Source organism: Microbacterium sp. Cr-K20 (assembly GCF_000708325.1).
Classification (GTDB): Bacteria; Actinomycetota; Actinomycetes; order Actinomycetales; family Microbacteriaceae; genus Microbacterium.
On the sequence record NZ_JARE01000047.1, the window covers coordinates 1 to 19511 of the forward strand.

Here is a 19511-nt window from a genome sequence, read left to right on the forward strand (position 1 = left end):
CACGAGCTCCAGAAGGAGAGCCTCGTCTTCGTCGTCGACATCCTCGCCACCACCCCGGTCCAGCAGTAGCAGCGGCGGCGTCGAGGGCGTGTCCTAGGCTGGCGTCATGCGTCGCATCATCGTCCTCGGCTCCACCGGCTCCATCGGCACCCAGGCGTTGGATGTCATCCGCGCCAATCCCCGTCGGTTCGAACTGGTCGGCCTCGCCGCCGGCTCGAACGCCGAGATGCTGGGTGAGCAGGCCGCGCAGTTCCAGGTCGAGGACACGGCGCTCGGGGCGGACGAGGCCGAGCAGCTCGTCCGCGATGTCGAGGCCGATGTCGTGCTCAACGCCATCACCGGCTCGATCGGACTCGGCTCGACTCTCGCGGCGCTGAAGGCAGGCCGCACGCTGGCCCTGGCGAACAAGGAGTCGTTGATCGTCGGCGGGGACCTGGTTCTCGCCGCCGCTGCGCCCGGACAGATCGTCCCGGTGGACTCCGAGCACTCGGCGCTGGCGCAGGCCCTGCTCGCCGGCACTCACGCCGAGGTGCGCCGGCTCGTCGTGACCGCATCCGGCGGTCCGTTCCGTGGTCGCACGCGTGCAGAACTGTCAGATGTGACCCCCGAGGAGGCCCTCGCGCACCCGACGTGGGATATGGGACGCATGGTCACGACGAACTCGGCCACTCTCGTGAACAAGGGGCTCGAGGTCATCGAGGCGCACCTGCTGTTCGATGTCGCCTACGACGACATCGAGGTGGTCGTGCATCCGCAGTCCATCGTGCACTCGATGGTCGAGTTCATCGACGGCTCCACGATCGCCCAGGCCTCTCCGCCCGACATGCGACTCCCGATCTCGCTCGGTCTGGACTGGCCGCACCGCGTCGGAGGCGTCGGACGACCGCTCGACTGGACCACGGCGTCGTCCTGGACCTTCGAGCCGCTCGACGGCGAGGCCTTCCCCTCGGTCGCACTCGCGAAGGCCGTCGGTCGTGCGGGCGGCACCTTCCCCGCTGTCTACAACGCGGCGAACGAGCAGGCTGTCGACGCGTTCCACGAGGGTCGGCTGTCGTTCCTCGGCATCGTCGACACGATCGCGCGTGTCGTCGACGCCCATGATGCACCCGACGTGCTCACCGTGGAGACGCTCGCCGCAGCCGAAGCCTGGGCGCGCGCGACCGCGGACCGGATGATCGCGGCGAGCTGAGCCGAACCCGGAGCGACGTCTGCCGCCCCGGCTCCCGAGTCAGTCCTCGTCGGCGTAGGGAACGGGCCAGCGGGGTTCAGGAACCGGCCAGCCTGCGGCGCGCAGAGCCCTGCGTGCCAGCTCGCGCGCCGAGTACGGCGTGCGTACCCCGCGGATGTCGCGGTAGTCCTGGTGGCCCGGGCCTGCCCAGAGGATCGCGTCGCCGTCGCCCACGAGCGCGACCGCGGTGATGATCGCGTTCTCGGGCGGCGAGGCCTCGTGGATCTCAGCATCCGGTCGTGCCTTGCGTGCACCTTCGATGAGGGTCGCGCGGATGGAGGCCGGATCCTCGAAGCGCGGGTGATGGTCGGTGACGACGAGGATGTCACTGCCCTCGACGGCGGTGCGCGCCATGTCGAACCGCTTGCTCGCATCACGGTCGCCGTCGGCGCCGAAGAGCATCAGCACCTTGCCCGGTGTCACGCGGCGCACGGCGGCGAGCGTCTTCTCGAACGCGTCGGGGGAGTGGCCGAAGTCGACGAACACCGCAGGCCCGCGTTCCCCGGACACCAGCTGGGTACGGCCGGGGAGATAGGCGCGGATGCCTTCATCGCGGGCGAGAGCATCGACGATGCGCTGCCAGTCGTAGCCGCCCTCGAGGAGCATCACGATCGCGAGCGCGGCGTTCGCGGCCATGTGCGGGCCGATCACCGGGACCGTGGTCGTGAGGGAGCCTGCCGGGCCGGTCATCGTGAAAGTGGTGCCCGCCGCACGCTCGTCGTCGATGACGACGACCCAGTCCGCGGCGGCCGCCGCCTCGGGGTCGGCGGCGATCGAGGGCGTCCCCACCGTCACGACGGGGATCTCGGAGCGGTCGACCACGATCGCGCCGGACGGCGAATCGAGGCAGATGACGCCGCGCTTGGCGCGGTCCGGCCGGAAGAGCGGGAGCTTCGCCTGGAAGTACTCCTCCATGTCGGCGTAGTCGTCGAGGTGGTCGTGGCTGAGGTTGGTGAAGCCGGCGACGTCGAATCGGATGCCGTCGACACGGTGGCGCGACAGAGCCTGAGCGCTGACCTCGACCGCCACGGCCTCGACCTGGCGCTCGCGCATCAGGGCCAGGAGTGCGTGCATCTCGGAGGCCTCGGGGGTCGTCAGCCGCGAGACGATGACCTCACCGGCGATGTGACGTTCGGCGGTCGATGAGAGCCCCGTGACGACACCGATCTGGTCGAGGATGCCCTCGAGCAGGTGGGAGACGCTGGTCTTCCCGTTCGTTCCCGTCGTGGCGAACAGCAGCGGAAGCGGGTCATCTGCGCCGGTGCCGTACACCCAGGCGCTCAGGTCGCCGAGGACCGCCCTCGGGTCGTCGACCACGAGGATCGGCAGCCCCGCTGCTTCGGCGATCGCAGCGCCGGGCTCGTCGGTGATGACGGCGACGGCGCCCTTCTCGGCAGCGGCGACGGCGAAATCCGCACCGTGCCTGTTGACGCCCCTGATCGCGACGAAGGCCTCGCCCGGGCGAAGATCCGCGGTGGCGAGGGTGATGCCGGAGAGGGCGATCCCGTCGATGTCGCCGCGCACACTGCGGGCGAAACGGGAAGCGAGTTCGGACAGCTCACGCCGGGGCGGGTTCGCGGGGCGGAGCACGGGAGGCAGGCTCGGTTGTTGTTCAATCGACATGTCGGATCCATGATCTCACGACGGCACGGTGAACACCTCTGCGGCACGACTCCTTGCGCGCCCGCGTGGGGGAGCGCAAGGAGTCGGACGGCGTCAGGCGCGGCGACGGTAGGCGAGGACGGCGACGATCAGTGCGGCGATCCCGGCGACGAGTCCGCCGGCTCCGAGCGCGATTCCCAGCGGATCGGTCGTCGTCGTCGCTGCCTCGTCTGCCGATCCAGCGGAGCCATGGTCACCGTGCCCGTCGGTCGCGGCGTCTGTGACGGAGACCACCGGTGCCGGTGCGTCCAGGCTGTGGGGGTCCTCACCCTTCTCGGCGAGCTGGGTCCATTCGGTCGCGCCGTCGACGCACTCCTGCACGACGGGGAAGGCCAGTGTCTCCGGGGTGCTCTCGTCGAGCCCGACGGACATGCTCACCGCTCCGCGGAGATCGTTCGGTACGGGCGTCAGCGCGGTGTAGGTGACTGCGCTCACGAGGCCGTCGTCACCGCGCTCGACCGCGATGTTCCAGTCGCCGTCCATCGTCGGCGCCACGGAGGCGAGTCCGTCCGGCATCGTGATGCGGAGGGCCGTGGTGGGGGAGTTGTCGCATCCGTGCGAGAACGAGAAGGTGAGTACGCCATGGTCTCCGGCGGCGAGTTCATCGGGGCTGACGCCGACGTGCGCGCCCGCCATCGTCGGGACGGCGAGGGCGAGGACGGCGCCACCGAGGATGCCGGCGGTGGCGAGGGCTGCGCGGTGGGTGCGGGTACGGGTGGTACGGGACATGAAGGATCTCCTGGTGCTCGAAAAAGCGGGCGCGCGACGAAGGCGCACCCGGCGAGGGGGTTGTTCCGCCAGGACGGCGGCCGACTCCGGTGCGACGGATCCGTGTGGATCAGTCGCGGATGAGCGCAGGAGGCCCGCGTCGGGGCACAGCAGCCGCGACGGCGGCATCGAACGAAGGCAGGAGAGTGGAGCGCAGGCGGGGCGGTCGGCGGTGTTGAGCGGGCGCGCCTGCGGCGGCGCGCCGGAACATCGCCTCGACCCACCGCACGATGCTCCCCAAGAGCGTCTCCCCGTGCCAGACCAGCAGAGTGGTGAGCACGGCGGCGGCGAGGTGCGCGAGCAGCATCGTCGTGCTGAGGGATGTCTCCGATGTCGCGGGCCCGAGCAGATCGAGATTCAGGTGGTGGGTGTGGCCGACGCCGCCGAGCGTGTCGGCGCCGGTCGGCGATCCGAGTGCCTGGAACAGCACATGAAACGCGGCCTGCGCCACGAAGACGGCGGATGCCACGCGACCGCGTGACTGTCTGGTCCCCACGAGCAGGGCCGAGAACGGTGTGAGCAGGGTCGCGACCGCGAGGATCAGCAGCGGATGCGGTGCGGCACCGCCGCCGAACGTGTGCGAGAGCGCGGCGAGCAGTGTCGCGACGGATGAGACGGCGGCGGCGCGTACGAGTCGCAGCTGCCGGGCATTCACGGTTCCACCCTAGCCGCGCCCGCGTCGTCGGGCGGATTCCTAGCTGGGGGCAGTAGCGTTGGCACGTGGAATTCCTGCTCTATCTGGGCGGCATCCTCTTCATGCTGATCGGCCTCGGCCTTTCGATCGGTCTGCACGAGGTCGGCCATCTCGTCCCCGCGAAGCTCTTCGGCGTGCGCGTCGGCCAGTACATGATCGGTTTCGGACCGCGTCTGTGGTCGAAGCGCATCGGCGAGACCGAGTACGGATTCAAGATGCTGCCGCTGGGTGGCTTCATCTCGATGTCCGGGATGTACCCGCCCTCGAAGAGCTCGGGCCCCGCATCCGGTCTCTTCCGGTCGCTCATCCAGGACGCCCGATCCGCCAACGACGAGACCATCGCCGACGGTGCGGAGGATCGCGTCTTCTACCGCCTGCCGGTGTGGAAGCGAGTGATCGTGATGCTCGGCGGGCCGGTGATGAACCTGCTGCTCGCGACCGTGATCTTCACGATCCTGCTTTCCGGGATCGGCCTCCAGCAGGGCACCACGACGATATCCGCGGTGAGTGAGTGCGTGGTGCCTTCCGCGTCCACTGCCACCGAGTGCTCGCCTGACGACCCCGAGTCTCCGGCTGCCGAGGCCGGAGTGCAGCCCGGCGACGTGATCCTCTCCGTCGACGGACAGCCGGTGTCGACGTTCGCCGATGCGACCGCAATCATTCAGGCCTCGCCGGGCGAAGTGCTGGATGTCGTCGTGCGCCGTGACGGCTCCGACGAGTCGCTGAGCCTGACTCCCATCGCCGCCGAACGCACGATCACGGACGCCAGCGGCCGGCCGCTGCAGGACGAGAACGGCGACCCGGTGGTGAAGGAGGTCGGCTATGCGGGCATGTACTCCCAGATGGGCTACATCCAGCAGCCGCTCTCGGCCGGACCGGAGATGGCGGTCGATTCCGCCGGACGCGTGGCGACCATGATCCTCAACCTCCCGGCGCGCCTGTGGGACATCGGCGCATCGGTGTTCGCGGGCGCGGACCGTGACCCGAACGGCCCGCTGAGCGTCGTGGGCGTCGGCCGACTCGCCGGAGAGGTCGCCTCCGTGGATGCGCCCGTCCTGGATCGATGGGCGGGCCTCCTGAGTTTGCTGGGCATGCTCAACATCGCGCTGTTCGTCTTCAACCTGATACCGCTGCTTCCCCTCGACGGCGGCCACATCGTCGTCGCGCTCTGGGACGGCATCCGCAGGATCTGGGCGAAGATCTTCCGTCGACCGCCTCCGGCGCCGGTGGACGCCACGAGCCTCGTGCCTCTCACGGTGGTCGTCTCGGTGGTGCTCATCGCGATGGGTGCGCTCCTCCTGATCGCCGACATCGTGAAGCCGGTGTCCCTGTTCCAGTAGCCGGTCGCCGTGATCGGCGTCATGGGTGGCAGAGTGAAGCGTGGATCGACCGAACGCTCCCTGGAGGCACCCATGCACGGATACTCACTGCGACCATACGACCCCCAGTCCGAAGCGGAGATGGCGGAGCGTCTTCGTGACCCCGAGGCCTGGCAGCCCAACAACTGGTTCGGCTTCGGATACACCCAGGTGCCGCCGTTCGGGCCGCAGAGCCCGGGGCTGGGGATGATCACGCCGGACGGCGGTCGGATGCGTCTGGTGCGTGATCGCGCGACGATCGGCCAGGTGAGTTGGTTTCCCGGGTACGACTACGGTGGCTCTCCTCGTCATCGGGGCTGGGGGATCGGTCTCCTCGTGCTTCCGGAGCACCGCCGCACGCGCGCGGCGTCGAGTGGTCTGGTGCTGCTCATCGACTACCTGTTCTCGACGACCGCCACCCACCGGATCGAGGCGGCGACGGCGGCGACGGCAGCACCGAAGAACCCCTCGGCCCGTCCTGGCGGTATGTCGCGGGAGGGAATCGCGAGAAGCGCGCAGTGGCGCGACGGGCGCTGGAACGACGTGGTGATCTACGCCATCCTCCGCGAGGAGTGGGAGGCCGGCCGCGCCACGCAGACGAAGTGGGACGAGACCGCCGAGGACAGCGCGCTTCGTTGACTCTCGGCGGGTGCCTGCGTACCGTGGCGGGGAAGAGCGGCGCAGTTGCCGCCCCAGTCAGTCGAAACGAAGGAGAGACGAAATGACGAGTATCGCTGATCTCAGGATCGCTGTTCGCGAAGCGTCGGACTCCGCAGCCTCGAACGACATCTCGTCGGGGCGGGAGACGATCGACGAGGCCATCTTCCGCAGTTTGGTCGGCCGTGACACCGAGGCGATCGACACGACCGTGTCCGCCACCGAGACCAACAACCCCCAGATGTGCACGACGATCATGGGGCCCACCTGCCAGAACAACACGGTGTGCAATTGCGCCGTCGGTCCGACATTCGCAGCGGAACCCGCTGCCCCGGTGACGTTCGGCTGGCGCGCCTAGCACCGGATGCCAGGCCCAACCCCCGCGGCGTGGGTCGAGGACATCGGGGACTCGGAACGCCATAACTGGCCCGTCCTGCTGATCTGGTCGCAGGTGAGCGACCTGTGCGAGGAGCTGTCCGAGCTCGAGCGCACATGTGACGTCCTTGCGGAGGGCGCATTGGTGGGCGCGTTCGCGAGCTCGTTCGTTTCGCAGGCGACGACGCTTCTCTCGCTTGCTGCGCAGGATGAGTACGAGCGGGTGAGTGGACGTTCCATCCCTGACGACGGCCGTGAGATGTGGGACGAGTTCGCCGAGTCCGGGCACCGCTGGGCGGAGTTGATGGATCTCGGCGATCTCGTTCCGAGAGCGGAGCGGCTCGGAACCGTCTTCCGCCGCGCTGCGCGCCTGTTCGTCGACGATCTCCGTGCCGAACTCGCGTCGGGAACCTGGGCAGCGGCGTTGCTCGCCTCCGTGAGCCACCTGAAGGTCCTCGGAGACGTGCATCCGCGCGGAGCGGTCCTCGGCATCTATGCCGAGGGACGCCCGGTGCTGGTGTACAAGCCGCGTTCGCTCGCACCGGATGTGCTCATCGACGAGATCCTCGGCATCCTGGAGCTGCCCGATCCGCCGAGGATCCCGCGGACTCTCGATCGCGGGACGCACGGCTGGCAGGAGTACATCGTCTTCGAGAACGTGGAGACAGACCGGGAGCGTGCCGTCTACTACCGACGATTCGGTGCACTGATCGCGGTCGCGAGCGCCCTCGGCATGCAGGACCTCCACTACGAGAACGTGAAGTGCGCGCGGGGAGCGCCGTACGTCATCGACGCGGAGTGCGCGTTCGGTTCCGGGCTGTCTTCCTCGTCGCCGGCCGACGACGGGTACTTCGCCCGAAACGCCCCCAGCCTCCTCGCGACGCTCCTCGTCCCCAACTGGGGCAAACGCTTCGAGGATGCCGATCCGTACGACGCGAGTGCCCTCGGTGCGTTCGCCGACCCTGCGCGGCAGGCGCAGGTGCGGAGGATCACGCGTCGAGACGGAGTGCTGCGCACATCGTACGAGCGGCTGCTCGAGCCTCAGGTGTTCGGGAGTCAGCCCCACATCGGCTCGACCCGCGCCCCGTTCGCCGACCATGTCGCCGATCTCGAGGAGGGCTTCGGCGACGCGTCGGCTCGCCTGAGCGATCCGGACGTGCAGGAGCGCATCATCACCGCCGTCGCACGCCGGGACGACCTGAGGTGCCGGATCCTCACGCGCTCCACGGCGTCGTTCGTCAGTCTGCTCCAGGTGAAGGCGCCGCACGGCGAGCGGACGGCCGGGGCCTCGCCTTCGAGCGCAGAGGTCGCGTGGATCCTGCAGGAGGAGGCACGGCAGCTCGATGACGGCTGCGTGCCCGTGTTCGAAGTCGATGTCGGGCGCGGTCGCCTCGAGTCGGGCACGGGGAACGCCCTGGAGACCGGACGCGACGTACTCGGCCTGTGGACCGAGCGCTTCCTCGCCCTCACGGACCGGGGCGCGGTGCCCGGTCAGACCCACCTGCTGCGACGGAGTCTCGAGCTGGGCCTCGAGGATCCGGATTGGACGGTGGACTCGACACCCCGGACCGTGCCGCAGGACGTGCGACGGATGCCGAGCCCGGTTCCGGCGATCGAGCAGATCGTCGACCGGCTCCGTGCGACCGCGCAGCGGACGGGCGATCATGTGTGGTGGGTCTCGTCGATTCAGCACTCTCCGAGTCGCCACGAGATCTTCGTGACGCGGAACGGCGTCTACGACGGGCTGGCGGGGATCGTCCTCGCCGCCGGTGCTGCGGCTCTGGAGAGTCACCGCGCCGATGATCTCTATCGTCTGACGAGCGCCTCGCTGCTGCGTGCGCTGGAGAGATTCGTCGAGAGCCGGGCACGATCGACGGATGAAGTGCTCTCGCTCGGACTGGGCGAGGGCCCACTCGGCGCTGCGCTCGCGTTGGGGGAAGCCGCCCGGCTGCGCGACGATGCGGAGACGCTCGATCGACTGGGCGACGTGTGTGTGGCACTGGACGGCCTGTCCCCGAGCATGGCTTCCCCCGATCATCTCAACGGCGCCGCCGGTGTGGTGCTCGCTGCAGAGCGTCTCGGGAGGATTCGCGGCGCAGCGCCGTTTTCGCGACTCGGTTCGGCGGCTCGCGACCGCCTGGTCGAGATCGTCGCCACGACGCTGAGGAAGGGGCGTGCCGAGCCGGGCCTCGCCCACGGGCTGTCCGGGATCGTGCTCGCTCTTGCCACTGAGGGCGACGATCCCGACGTGCGTGCCTTCGTGAGCGAGTGCTTCGACCTCGAGCAGACGCTCCTCGCCAAGGCGGAAGCTGCCGGGGACAGCGAGCAGGCGCAGAAGGCACTCTCCGGTTCATGGTGCTGGGGAGCGACGGGCCAGATCGAGTCACGGCTGCAGGTGGGGCATGAGTCGGGCCTCGATGAACTGCGCGCGCGGATGGTGGGTTCTCCTCTCACGGGGACTTCTCTCTGCCACGGCAGCCTCGGCCGCGCGATCCTTCAGCAGTCAGCCCCGTACATCGACCGGTGGGGACGCCGCGATTCCGATCGAACGCGTCCTGAGGCGCTCGAGATGCTCATCCGCGATCCGCTCGGTGAGGTCGCCGAACCGCCGTACGCGAGCAGGGTCGGGCTGTTCACCGGGCTGTCCGGGAAGCTTCTCTATCTCGCGGCGCACCGCGACCGAGCCAGTGTGCGGCTGGCCTCGCTGTCCTACGAGGTCGGCTGACCGCTCAGGCGAATGCGTGCGACACGAGGCGCTCGAGCGTACGGATGCCGTCGCGCGAGAGGATCGACTCGAGGTGTCCCTGGACGGATGCGAAGTGGGCACCGCGGAGAGCGAACACGTCGCCGGAGGCGGCATCGGCCGAGACCTCTGCCGGCCCGACCGTCGTCGTCTCGGGGAGGACGCGTGCGGTGAACGTGTTGTAGAAGCCGATCGAGGCATCCTCCCCGAACACCGGGACGGACTTCTGCAGGCCCTGATGCGGGGCGTCGAGCGGGGTCAGCGCCACCCCGAGTCGGTCGGCGAGGATCTGGTGGCTGAGGCACACCGCCAGCAACGGGGCTCCTACATCGAGGCGACGGGCGACCACCTCGCGCATCCTGGCGATCCGGCGGTTCTGCAGATCCCGGGGATCCCCGGGGCCCGGGCCCGCGACGACGAGGTCGGCGGCATCGAGGTCGGCATCCTGCACCTCGCTCCATCCGGCGATGGTCACGGTGAGACCGAGGTGACGGAGCTGGTGCGCGAGCATGGTCGTGAACCGGTCTTCCGCGTCCACGACCAGTGCGGTGCGCCCGACGAACGGTCGGGTGAACTCCTCGCCCTGCGGGTTCAGCCAGAATTCGGCGAGGCGCGCATTGCGTGAAGAGAGCAGCGCGGCGACCTGGGGATCATCGGCGAGAGCACGCTCCTCGGCCGGCGCATCGGCATCGCTGCGCGCCTCGGCCACGCGGTCCCGGTCGATGGCCCCGATCGCACCCAGCACGCCCGCGGCCTTTCCATGGGTCTCGGAGACCTCTCCCTGCGGATCGGAGTGACGAACCAGGGTGGCGCCGACGGGCACACTGAGCGTCCCGCCCTGCAGGTACACGGTGCGGATCAGGATCGGCGCATCGAGGTCGTGTCCGCCGTCCGCGTTCGGGGTGAACAGTGCGGCGACGCCCGAGTAGTAACCGCGAGGCTTCCGTTCGTGGCGTCGGATCACGGCGCAGGCGTTCTGCATCGGGGATCCGGTCACCGTCGGCGCGAACATCGTCTCGCGCAGGATGTCGCGCGGGTCGAGGGTGCTGCGTCCGCGCAGCATGTACTCGGTGTGCGTGAGCCGCGACATCTCCTTCAGGTGCGGACCGGTGATGCGTCCACCGTCGGAGCACACGGCACTCATCATCTTGAGCTCTTCGTCCACGACCATGAACAGCTCCTCGGTCTCCTTGGTGGAGGCGAGGAAGTCGATCAGGGTCTCTTTGGTGGCCCCGCCTGCGGGGTGACGGAACGTGCCCGAGATCGGGTTCATCGTGACCACGCCCTCGCGGGCGACGACATGCGCCTCGGGGCTCGCGCCGACGGCGATGTGGCCGGGGGTGAAGACAGCGAACGTCCAGTACGCGCCGCGTTCGTGGGTGAGCAAGGCGCGGAACCAGGTCAGGGCCGCAGTCCGGTCGTCCACGTCGATGTTCGCGGTGAAGTCGCGCCGGATGACGAAGTTCGCACCCTCGCCTCGACCGATCTCCTCCGCGATGACCTTCTCGACGATCGCCGCGTACTCCGCATCCGCGATGTCGAACCCGTCGTCGTGCAGGGGTACGGGAGCGGTCGGGAGCGCGGCGAGGAGCTGCGACGTCGGCAGGTGGAGGTGCTCGTCGACGATCACGCATCGCAGCGGAGCGCCGTCGTCCTGGGCGACGAATCCGCGTTCGCGCACCTGACGATACGGAACCATCGCGAAGATCTCGCGGGGGGTTCCGTCGATCGTGAGCGGGATGTCGGCGAGAAGCTCGACATCCACCACATCGCCGCTGAGCAGTTCGACGGTGTCTGCGCCGTCGCGGGCGATCAGGACGAAGGATGCTGCCGGGTCGGCGCTGAGCTCGGCGAGTCGTGAGAGGGTCATCGATGTCTCCTGTGCAAGGCTCCGGCTCGGCGCAACGAAAAAACCGCCCGGGAGGCGGTCTGGATTCGTGGGAACGCGAACACACCGCCTAGAAGGCGGGCCACCAGGTGAAGTTCGCGAGCATGGGGCCGAAACTACCACATCGCCGGTGCCGGCTTCGGCGCGATGACGTCACCAGATGCTTCCGCCGGGCTCCTCGACCTCCGCGTCGAGGGCATGATCCACGACGAGGCGCACCGCACGGGCCAACACCTCGTCGGGGAGATGCGGAGCCTCCGCCGGTGCGGTGCTCGTCGACCACGGAAGATGCACGAACCCTGCGACGGTGTCGGCCGGGACAGCGCCCAGTGCGGTGTAGAGCACGTGATTGCACACGTAGGAACCCGCCGACAGGGAGAGCTGCGCGGGCAGCCCGTGCGCGGTGAGGGTCCGGACCAGGTGCTTGACCGGAAGGGTCGCGAAGCGGGCCGCGGGACCATCGGGTTCGCAGGCGGCATCGACGGGCTGGGCGCCGTCGTTGTCGGGGATGCGCGCGTCCATCAGGTTCACGCCGATGCGCTCGACCGCGATCTGCGGACGCCCGCCGGCGAGCCCGGTGGCGATGACGGCGTCGGGGGAGTGCCGGTCGATCACCGCGCGGAGGCGTCGCGCGGATGACTCGAAAGCGACGGGCAGTGTCGCGACGACGAGCTCGTGCGGACCGTGGTAGTCGGCGGCGACCGCGTTCACGGCATCGGCCGACGGGTTGCGGGATGCGCCGTCGAAGGGCTCGAAGCCCGTCAGAAGAATGAGCGCCATGGGTCCAGCGTAGGTGCGTCCGTCCAGCCCACTTGCATCCTGGCGGCGTAGGCTTGAGGGGTGCCAGCAGTGAACCTCGGAATGCCGAAGATCCCCGAAGTCCTCGCCCCCCGCCGGAAGTCTCGGCAGATCAAAGTGGGCAAGGTGCTCGTGGGCGGCAACGCTCCCGTCAGCGTGCAGTCGATGACGACCACGAAGACGACCGACATCAACGGGACGCTGCAGCAGATCGCCGAACTCACGGCATCGGGCTGCGAGATCGTTCGTGTCGCCGTGCCGCACCAAGACGATGCGGACGCCCTGAAGATCATCGCGATGAAGAGCCAGATCCCGGTGATCGCCGACATCCACTTCCAGCCGCGCTACATTTACACCGCGATCGACGCCGGTTGTGGCGCCGTTCGTGTAAACCCGGGAAACATCCGGGAGTTCGACGGCAACGTCGGCAAGATCGCGGCAGCCGCCAAAGCCGCGGGCGTCTCGCTGCGAATCGGAGTGAACGCCGGTTCCCTGGACCGTCGGATCCTCGCCAAGCACGGCAAGGCGACCGCCGAAGCACTCGTCGAGAGCGCTGTCTGGGAGGCGTCGCTGTTCGAGGAGCACGACTTCCACGACTTCAAGATCTCGGTCAAGCACAACGACCCGATCGTGATGGTGAAGGCCTATCGTCAGCTCGCCGAGCGTGGCGACTGGCCTCTGCATCTCGGTGTGACCGAGGCCGGCCCGGCATTCCAGGGGACGATCAAGAGCGCGACGGCCTTCGGCATCCTGCTCGGCGAGGGCATCGGCGACACCATCCGCGTGTCCCTGTCTGCTCCTCCCGCGGAGGAGGTCAAGGTCGGACACCAGATCCTGCAGTCGCTCAACCTGCGCGAGCGCAAGCTCGAGATCGTCTCGTGCCCCTCGTGCGGTCGTGCCCAGGTCGACGTGTACACGCTCGCCGAGGACGTCACCGAGGGGCTCAAGGACATGACGGTGCCGCTGCGCGTGGCTGTCATGGGGTGCGTCGTGAACGGACCCGGTGAGGCTCGGGAAGCTGACCTCGGCGTGGCGTCCGGCAACGGCAAGGGGCAGATCTTCGTCAAGGGCGAGGTCATCAAGACCGTTCCGGAGGCGGACATCGTCGCGACCCTGATCGAAGAGGCGAACCGGATCGCTGCCGAGATGGGGCCCGAAGCGCCTCTCGGCACCGCTCAGGTCGTCGCGGTCTGACCGCAGAGGAGATCCATGTCGACGCCCACCATCGTGTCCTTCGCCGGCGGCGCCACCACAGGGGAGGGCATGGTCACCCGGGTGGAGAGCGGCCCCGACGGGCCGGTCGTCGTCGTCGATGCGACACCGTTCCACCCGGTCGACCACACCTGGCCCGACCAGCCGGGTGATGCTGGCGCGATCGCCGCGGGAGATGAGACGGTTCCGGTCGTCGAGGCGCTGATGGCTGCGGTCTCCGACGAGAGCGAGTTCGCCGTCGGGAGCGACATCCCCGTCAAGCGCGGTACCGAGGGGTGGACCTGGCTCGTCGCTCACCGCATCGACGGCGCGGCTCCCGCATGGCTGGTCGAAGGCTCCCGTGTGCGGCTGAGCGTCGACGGCTCTCGGCGTGAAGGACTCAGCCGCGGCCACACGGCTTGCCATCTCGCCTCTCTTGCTCTGGATCTCGCTGTCGCCGACCTGTGGCGGAAGGATCCGGGTGCGGACGCGCTCGGGAATCCGGACTTCGAGGGGCGCGCCAATCAGTCCAGTCGCATCCACGAGGACGGCGCGGTCGATGAATACCGTCTCGGCAAGAGCCTTCGCCGTGCGGGCTTCGACACCGAGACCTTCGCGGCGACTCTCGCCGACCGGGAGCAGCGGATCAACGCTCAGCTCACCGGGTGGATCGCCGCAGGGGCCACCAGCCGGGTCGAGACGGAGGGGCCGACGATCGTCGATCGCCGTCGCTGGCACTGCGAGCTCCCCGAAGGTGAGGCCGTGATCCTGTGCGGTGGCACCCATGTGGGGTCGCTGTCCGAGTTCTCGTCGATCTCGGTGTCGCTCGATCTGACGGACCCCCAGCTGCTCGTGATGACGACGACGGCGACCCCTGCCGTCTGACCTCAGCGCACGAGATCAATCCGCACCGGAGCGCGGGCGCACGGCCCCGGCGGCGGCGTCACAGAGCGAACTCCACCTCTCCCGCGGCGATGTCCGCACGGGTGACGCGAAGCCGCACGACGTCGCCCGGCTTCGCCCCGGGGGGAACGGGTGCTGTCGCCGTGACGGCCGGTTCCGCGATCTGGATCGTCGCACGCTCGCCGCGCAGCGCGATCACGGTCGCCTCGATCGTCGTCCCGACAAGCGGACTGAGCAGCGCGGCCTCGACGGTGTTGATCGTGGCCGAGTTCAACCGGGATGCCCGTTGGCTGGACTCCTGCATGAGAGCGGGGAGCTCGTCGAGCGAGTCACGCACCCAGCCGGGTACCGGTTCGCCGTTCGAGACCGCGAGGCAGATCGTCAGCGTCCAGCGGTCGACGAGTCGGCGCAGGGGAGCGGTGGCGTGGGCGTAGGGGGCCGCGATCGCCGCCTGTACGGCGTCCTGCGGAACGGCTCCGTCGAACACTCGATAGCCGGCGCCCCGGAACAGGGATGCCGCCGCTTCGAGTACCGGGAGAGTGATCGGGTCACGGCGATCGAGCCCGCGAAGGTACTCGCCGTACGTGCCCGTCGTCCACGACCGCCCGAGGGCCTCGGTCTGGTGCCGGAAGGTGTCGAAGGCCTCGGCATCCGGTTCCGGCATCGTGCGAAGGATTCCGATCCCGGCATCGAGCATGAGGGACGCCGCCGCCATCCCGGTCATGAGTGAGAGCTGGGCGTTCCACTCCTCGACGGGGAGGGGGCTGCGGCGTTCGATCGCATACGTGCCATCCGGGGCGCGCACGACCTCCTCGTCGGGGAGGTTGAGGCTCGCCCCGCCCCGCAGTCGCTCCTGCTCGATGCGAAGAGCGCCGATCTCGGGCAGCAGCGACGCCGGTCCGTCTTCGCCCCGATCCAGCGACCGCTGCGTGCTCTCGTAGTCGAGTTGCGCGCGAGAGCGGATCAGGGCGCGTTCGAGCCGGAACCCGGTCACCGCACCCGTGGGGTCGAGAGAGAAGGTCCAGACCAACGCCGGGCGGTCGACCCCGGCGAGGAGTGATGCGCGATCCTCGCTGAGGACGGGGGGATGCAAGGGGATTCTGCCATCCGCCGCATACAGGGTCTGCCCGCGACGACGAGCTTCGGCATCCACTGCTCCGTCGGGGACGACGAACGCGGGAACGTCTGCGATCGCGTATCGAACGGTGTAGCCCGATGCGGTGCGCTCCAGCTGGAACGCCTGATCCAGATCGCGCGAGCCCTCCGGGTCCAGAGTCGCGAACGAGAGGTCCCGAAGATCCAGCGCCGGCTGAGGCGCGGTGGCCGAATCCGCTTCGGCGAGCACCGCGGGCGGAAATCCGAGCGATGCCTCGGCAGCTTCCCGCAGGACGGCGAGGGCCGTGGCGAGCTCGGTCTGAGCGGCGGACGGGGACACATGCGATCGGCGCTGCGGCATGGGTCCACACTAGGCGGCGTACCGGCCATCAGCCCGGACACGACTGCCCCTCAGATGGTAAAATGTTACTGGAGAAGATCCAGGAAATCCTCGATGAAGGAGAAGCTCATGAAGGCACTTGTTTTCCGCGGTCCCGGTCAGAAGGCATGGGAGGAAGTTCCGGATCCGAAGATCCTGGCGGGGACCGACGCGATCGTCCGCATCGAGAGCACGACGATCTGCGGGACCGATCTCCACATCCTGAAGGGCGACGTTCCCGACGTCACCGACGGGCGCATCCTGGGGCATGAGGGAGTGGGTGTCATCACGGAGGTCGGCGACGCCGTCACCGGACTGGCGGTGGGCGACCGCGTGATCATCTCCTGCATCAGTGCCTGCGGAAAGTGCGAATTCTGCGTCGCCGGTCTGCAGTCGCACTGCCTTGCGAGCGAAGGCGCATCGGGGATCGGCTGGATCCTCGGGCACCTCATCGACGGTACTCAGGCGGAGTTCGTGAGAGTGCCGTTCGCCGAGACGTCTCTGCACCGGCTCCCTGAAGGGCTCGCTCCCGAGACGGCCGTGCTCCTCAGTGACATCCTGCCGACCGGACACGAGATCGGCGTGCAGTACGGCGGGGTCAAAGCAGGCGATGTCGTCGCCGTCGTCGGTGCCGGTCCGGTCGGCCTCGCCGCGGTCATGACGGCCCAGCTCTACGGGCCGAGCAAGGTCATCGCGATCGATCTCGACGCCAATCGTGCGGAGCTCGCGCTGCAGTTCGGCGCCACGCACGCGGTGGTCTCCTCGGACAGCGACTGGCGGGAACAGGTGATGGCGCTCACCGACGGACTCGGAGTCGACGTCGCCATCGAAGCGGTGGGGATTCCCCGGACGTGGGGGATGGCGGTCGAGATGGTGCGGCCGGGTGGCCACGTGGCCAACGTCGGCGTTCACGGTGCGCCGGTGGACTTCCCGCTGGACCGGCTGTGGATTCAGAACCTCACGATCACGACAGGACTCGTCAACGCGAACACCGCGCGGATGCTGACGAAACTCGTCGCGGAGCAGCGCATCGATCCGAGCGGCTTCGTCAGCCACCTCTTCGCGCTCGACGACATCGAGAGTGCGTACGACGCGTTCAGCCGTGCGGCGGAGACCAAGGCGCTCAAGGTGGTACTCAACGCCTGATGCATCGAAGTCGGCCCGACCGTCCGTGTCCCGCGTTAGCGTGTAATCATGACGACTGCATCCAAGGCCCAGACCCTTGTCGGACTCTATGACGCTCCGGAGATCCTCCGCGTCGTGAACGTGTGGGATGTCGTGTCCGCGCGGGCGGTCGCCGCCCTCCCGGAGACGAAGGCACTCGCCACCGCGGGGCACGGCATCGCCGCATCGTTCGGTTACGACGACGGCGCGACCCCCCGCGAGATCATGATCGACATGGTGGGGCGGATCGCTGCCGCCGTCCAGGTCCCGGTCACGGCTGACCTCGACGACGGCTACGGCGACGCGGGCGAGACCACGCGCCTCGCCATCGGGGCCGGCGTCGTGGGCGCGAACGTCGAAGACCGTCTCAAGCCGCTGGATGAATCCGTCGCCGCCGTCGCGGCGATCGTCAAAGCGGCCGAGGCCGAGGGCGTGCCCTTCGCGCTCAATGCGCGGACGGATGCCTTCGTCCGCGCCGGTGCACGCTCGGTCCCGGAGAGCATCGCCGACGCGATCCAGCGCGGGCGCGCCTACCTCGACGCCGGGGCGACGGCCGTGTTCGTCCCCGGCATCCTCGACATGAACGTCACCCGTCAGCTCGTCGAGGGCATAGGGGAGCGCAAGGTCAGCGTGATCGGCATCCCCGGCGCCCTCGCCGCGTCGGAGTACGAGAAGCTCGGTGTCGCCCGGATCTCCTACGGTCCGCTTCCGCAGCGGGTCGCGCTCACCGCGCTCCAGGAGCTCGCGGCCGACCTGTACGCCGGCGGCGTCGTGCCCGCGAACCTGCCCGCGCTCAACTGACGGCGTCGAAGACGAGTGGTCACGGCTCACTAGACTTGCTCCGTGGTCACTCGTCTTTCGAACTTCTTCCTCCGTACGCTCCGCGAAGACCCTGCAGGCGCAGAGGTCGCCAGTCACCGGCTGCTGATCCGGGCCGGATACATCCGCCCGCAGGCCGCCGGCATCTTCGCGTGGCTGCCGCTGGGGCTTCGCGTCAAGGCGAAGATCGAGACGGTCATCCGCGACGAGATGGCCGCCGCGGGCGCGCAGGAGGTCCATTTCCCCGCACTCATGCCGCGGGAAGCCTACGAGGCCAGCGGCCGCTGGGACGAGTACGGCGATCTGCTCTTCCGCCTGCAGGACCGCAAGGGCGGCGACTACCTCCTCGCTCCGACCCATGAAGAGGCTTTCACGCTGCTCGTGAAGGACCTGTACTCGTCGTACAAGGATCTACCGCTCACGATCTACCAGATCCAGGACAAGTACCGCGACGAGGCTCGTCCTCGCGCCGGCCTGCTCCGCGGCCGTGAGTTCACGATGAAGGACGCGTACTCGTTCGATTCGTCGGATGAGGGTCTGAACGTCAGCTATCAGGCGCAGCGGGATGCCTACGAGCGCATCTTCCAGAGGCTCGGCCTCGAGTACGTCATCGTGCAGGCGGATGCCGGTGCGATGGGCGGTTCCCGCAGCGAAGAGTTCCTGCACCCGACCCCGGTCGGCGAAGACACCTTCGTGCGCAGCGCCGGCGGATATGCGGCGAATGTCGAGGCTTTCACCACCGCGGTTCCCGACGCCGTCCCGTTCGACGAAGATGCGGCGCCGGTGATCTTCGACTCGCCGGACACGCCGACGATCGAGACGCTGGTCGCGCACGCCAACCGCGAGCTCGAGGCGGAGTTCACGGCGGCCGACACGCTGAAGAACGTCGTCCTCGCCCTGACCCACCTGGACGGCACTCGCGAGCTTGTCATCGTCGGCATCCCCGGCGACCGCGAGGTCGATGAGAAACGCGCCGAGGTGGCGTTCGCGCCCGCCGCGGTCGAGACGGCCACGGCGGACGACTTCGAGAACAATCCGCTTCTGGTGAAGGGATACATCGGTCCCTGGTCGCCGACCGGCGCCGTGCTCGGCGAGGAGTCGGCCACCGGCATCCGCTATCTGGTCGACCCGCGCGTCAGCGAGGGCACCAGCTGGATCACCGGCGCGAACATCGATGAGAAGCATGCGCACTCCGTCGTCGCCGGTCGCGACTTCGCCGCCGACGGGATCGTGGAGATCGCGAACGTGCGTGCGGGCGATCCCGCCCCCGACGGCTCCGGCCCGGTCGAGCTCGCCCGGGGCATGGAGATCGGTCACGTCTTCCAACTCGGCCGCAAGTACGCCGAGGCCCTGGGGCTGAAGGTCCTCAACGAGAACGGCAAGCTCGTCACCGTCACGATGGGCTCGTACGGCATCGGCGTGACCCGCATCCTCGCGATCATCGCCGAGCTCAACAACGACGAGAAGGGCCTGATCTGGCCCGCTTCCGTCGCGCCGTTCGATGTGCAGGTGGTCGCCGCCGGACGCGACCAGGTCGCGTTCGAGGTGGCGGAGGGGCTTTCCGCTCAACTCGAGGCCGCGGGGCACGACGTGCTCTACGACGACCGCCCGAAGGTCTCGCCCGGCGTGAAGTTCGGCGACGCCGAGCTCGTCGGCGTGCCGAAGATCGTCATCGTCGGACGCGGGGCGGCCGACGGTCAGGTCGAGCTGTGGGATCGCCGCACCGGCGACCGCGACACGGTCTCTGTGGCAGACGTCGTGGGGCGTCTCTCCGCTTCCTGACAGACCT

General features: G+C 68.7%; 16 protein-coding genes. 10 read left to right on the forward strand and 6 right to left on the reverse strand.

The genetic code is table 11. The annotated features are described in order from the left end of the window. The first annotated feature begins 106 nt into the window (after nt 1-106). Nucleotides 107-1189 (forward strand): 1-deoxy-D-xylulose-5-phosphate reductoisomerase, encoded by a 1083-nt coding sequence (dxr, locus tag GZ67_RS0108135; RefSeq protein WP_029263688.1) that lies wholly within the window; start codon nt 107-109, stop codon nt 1187-1189. Nucleotides 1190-1228: 39 nt separating this feature from the next. Here dxr and GZ67_RS0108140 read toward each other — a convergent pair whose 3' ends face one another. From GZ67_RS0108140 to GZ67_RS0108150, 3 genes are all read right to left on the reverse strand, one after another. Further along, nucleotides 1229-2851, reverse strand: coding sequence for a Mur ligase family protein (locus tag GZ67_RS0108140; RefSeq protein ID WP_051662436.1), 1623 nt, complete (start codon nt 2849-2851; stop codon nt 1229-1231). Between the two features lie 93 nt (nt 2852-2944). Continuing rightward, entirely contained in the window at nt 2945-3619 is a 675-nt protein-coding gene (locus GZ67_RS0108145) for a YcnI family copper-binding membrane protein (RefSeq protein WP_029263686.1), read from the reverse strand. A gap of 109 nt (nt 3620-3728) precedes the next feature. After that, the gene (locus GZ67_RS0108150; protein ID WP_029263685.1) at nt 3729-4313 is read right to left on the reverse strand and encodes a hypothetical protein; all 585 of its coding nucleotides are present in this window, start codon (nt 4311-4313) and stop codon (nt 3729-3731) included. A 65-nt stretch (nt 4314-4378) separates the two neighbouring features. Between GZ67_RS0108150 and GZ67_RS0108155 the strand changes: the two genes are divergently transcribed. The 4 genes from GZ67_RS0108155 to GZ67_RS0108170 all read left to right on the forward strand — a co-directional run bounded on the left by GZ67_RS0108155 (nt 4379) and on the right by GZ67_RS0108170 (nt 9467). Continuing rightward, nucleotides 4379-5692: a M50 family metallopeptidase gene (locus tag GZ67_RS0108155; protein ID WP_029263684.1), complete on the forward strand. Its 1314-nt coding sequence runs from the start codon at nt 4379-4381 to the stop codon at nt 5690-5692. 72 nt (nt 5693-5764) lie between these two features. Further along, a complete protein-coding gene (locus tag GZ67_RS20130) occupies nt 5765-6349 on the forward strand; it encodes a GNAT family N-acetyltransferase (RefSeq protein ID WP_029263683.1) in 585 nt (194 codons plus the stop codon). 82 nt (nt 6350-6431) lie between these two features. After that, the gene (locus GZ67_RS0108165) at nt 6432-6725 is read left to right on the forward strand and encodes a hypothetical protein (protein WP_029263682.1); all 294 of its coding nucleotides are present in this window, start codon (nt 6432-6434) and stop codon (nt 6723-6725) included. Between the two features lie 6 nt (nt 6726-6731). After that, nucleotides 6732-9467 (forward strand): DUF4135 domain-containing protein, encoded by a 2736-nt coding sequence (locus tag GZ67_RS0108170; protein WP_081859938.1) that lies wholly within the window; start codon nt 6732-6734, stop codon nt 9465-9467. 4 nt (nt 9468-9471) lie between these two features. Here the strand turns inward: GZ67_RS0108170 and GZ67_RS0108175 are convergent, their stop codons facing one another. After that, nucleotides 9472-11355, reverse strand: a complete 1884-nt coding sequence (locus tag GZ67_RS0108175; protein ID WP_029263680.1) for a chorismate-binding protein — start codon at nt 11353-11355, stop codon at nt 9472-9474. A 171-nt stretch (nt 11356-11526) separates the two neighbouring features. Continuing rightward, nucleotides 11527-12153 (reverse strand): pyroglutamyl-peptidase I, encoded by a 627-nt coding sequence (locus GZ67_RS0108180; RefSeq protein WP_029263679.1) that lies wholly within the window; start codon nt 12151-12153, stop codon nt 11527-11529. Between the two features lie 60 nt (nt 12154-12213). Between GZ67_RS0108180 and ispG the strand changes: the two genes are divergently transcribed. Beyond that, a complete protein-coding gene (gene ispG / locus GZ67_RS0108185; protein WP_181156187.1) occupies nt 12214-13365 on the forward strand; it encodes a flavodoxin-dependent (E)-4-hydroxy-3-methylbut-2-enyl-diphosphate synthase in 1152 nt (383 codons plus the stop codon). A 15-nt stretch (nt 13366-13380) separates the two neighbouring features. After that, nucleotides 13381-14247 carry a hypothetical protein gene (locus GZ67_RS0108190; protein ID WP_029263677.1) on the forward strand — a complete coding sequence of 289 codons (867 nt, stop codon included), beginning with the start codon at nt 13381-13383 and terminating at the stop codon, nt 14245-14247. Between the two features lie 58 nt (nt 14248-14305). On the opposite strand, the gene GZ67_RS0108195 is transcribed toward GZ67_RS0108190, so the two are convergent. Next, on the reverse strand, nt 14306-15721 hold the full coding sequence (locus tag GZ67_RS0108195; RefSeq protein ID WP_029263676.1) for an RNB domain-containing ribonuclease: 1416 nt from the start codon (nt 15719-15721) through the stop codon (nt 14306-14308). 108 nt (nt 15722-15829) lie between these two features. Here GZ67_RS0108195 and GZ67_RS0108200 point away from each other — a divergent pair, with 108 nt between their 5' ends. Genes GZ67_RS0108200 through GZ67_RS0108210 form a run of 3 tightly spaced genes read left to right on the forward strand, consistent with a single transcriptional unit; the run spans nt 15830 to nt 19504 of the window. Next, a complete protein-coding gene (locus GZ67_RS0108200) occupies nt 15830-16885 on the forward strand; it encodes a zinc-dependent alcohol dehydrogenase family protein (RefSeq protein ID WP_029263675.1) in 1056 nt (351 codons plus the stop codon). A gap of 48 nt (nt 16886-16933) precedes the next feature. Next, complete coding sequence (locus GZ67_RS0108205) at nt 16934-17704, forward strand: isocitrate lyase/PEP mutase family protein (protein ID WP_029263674.1); 771 nt, start codon at nt 16934-16936, stop codon at nt 17702-17704. A 42-nt stretch (nt 17705-17746) separates the two neighbouring features. Further along, nucleotides 17747-19504 carry a proline--tRNA ligase gene (locus tag GZ67_RS0108210; RefSeq protein ID WP_029263673.1) on the forward strand — a complete coding sequence of 586 codons (1758 nt, stop codon included), beginning with the start codon at nt 17747-17749 and terminating at the stop codon, nt 19502-19504. The last annotated feature ends 7 nt before the right edge of the window (nt 19505-19511 follow it).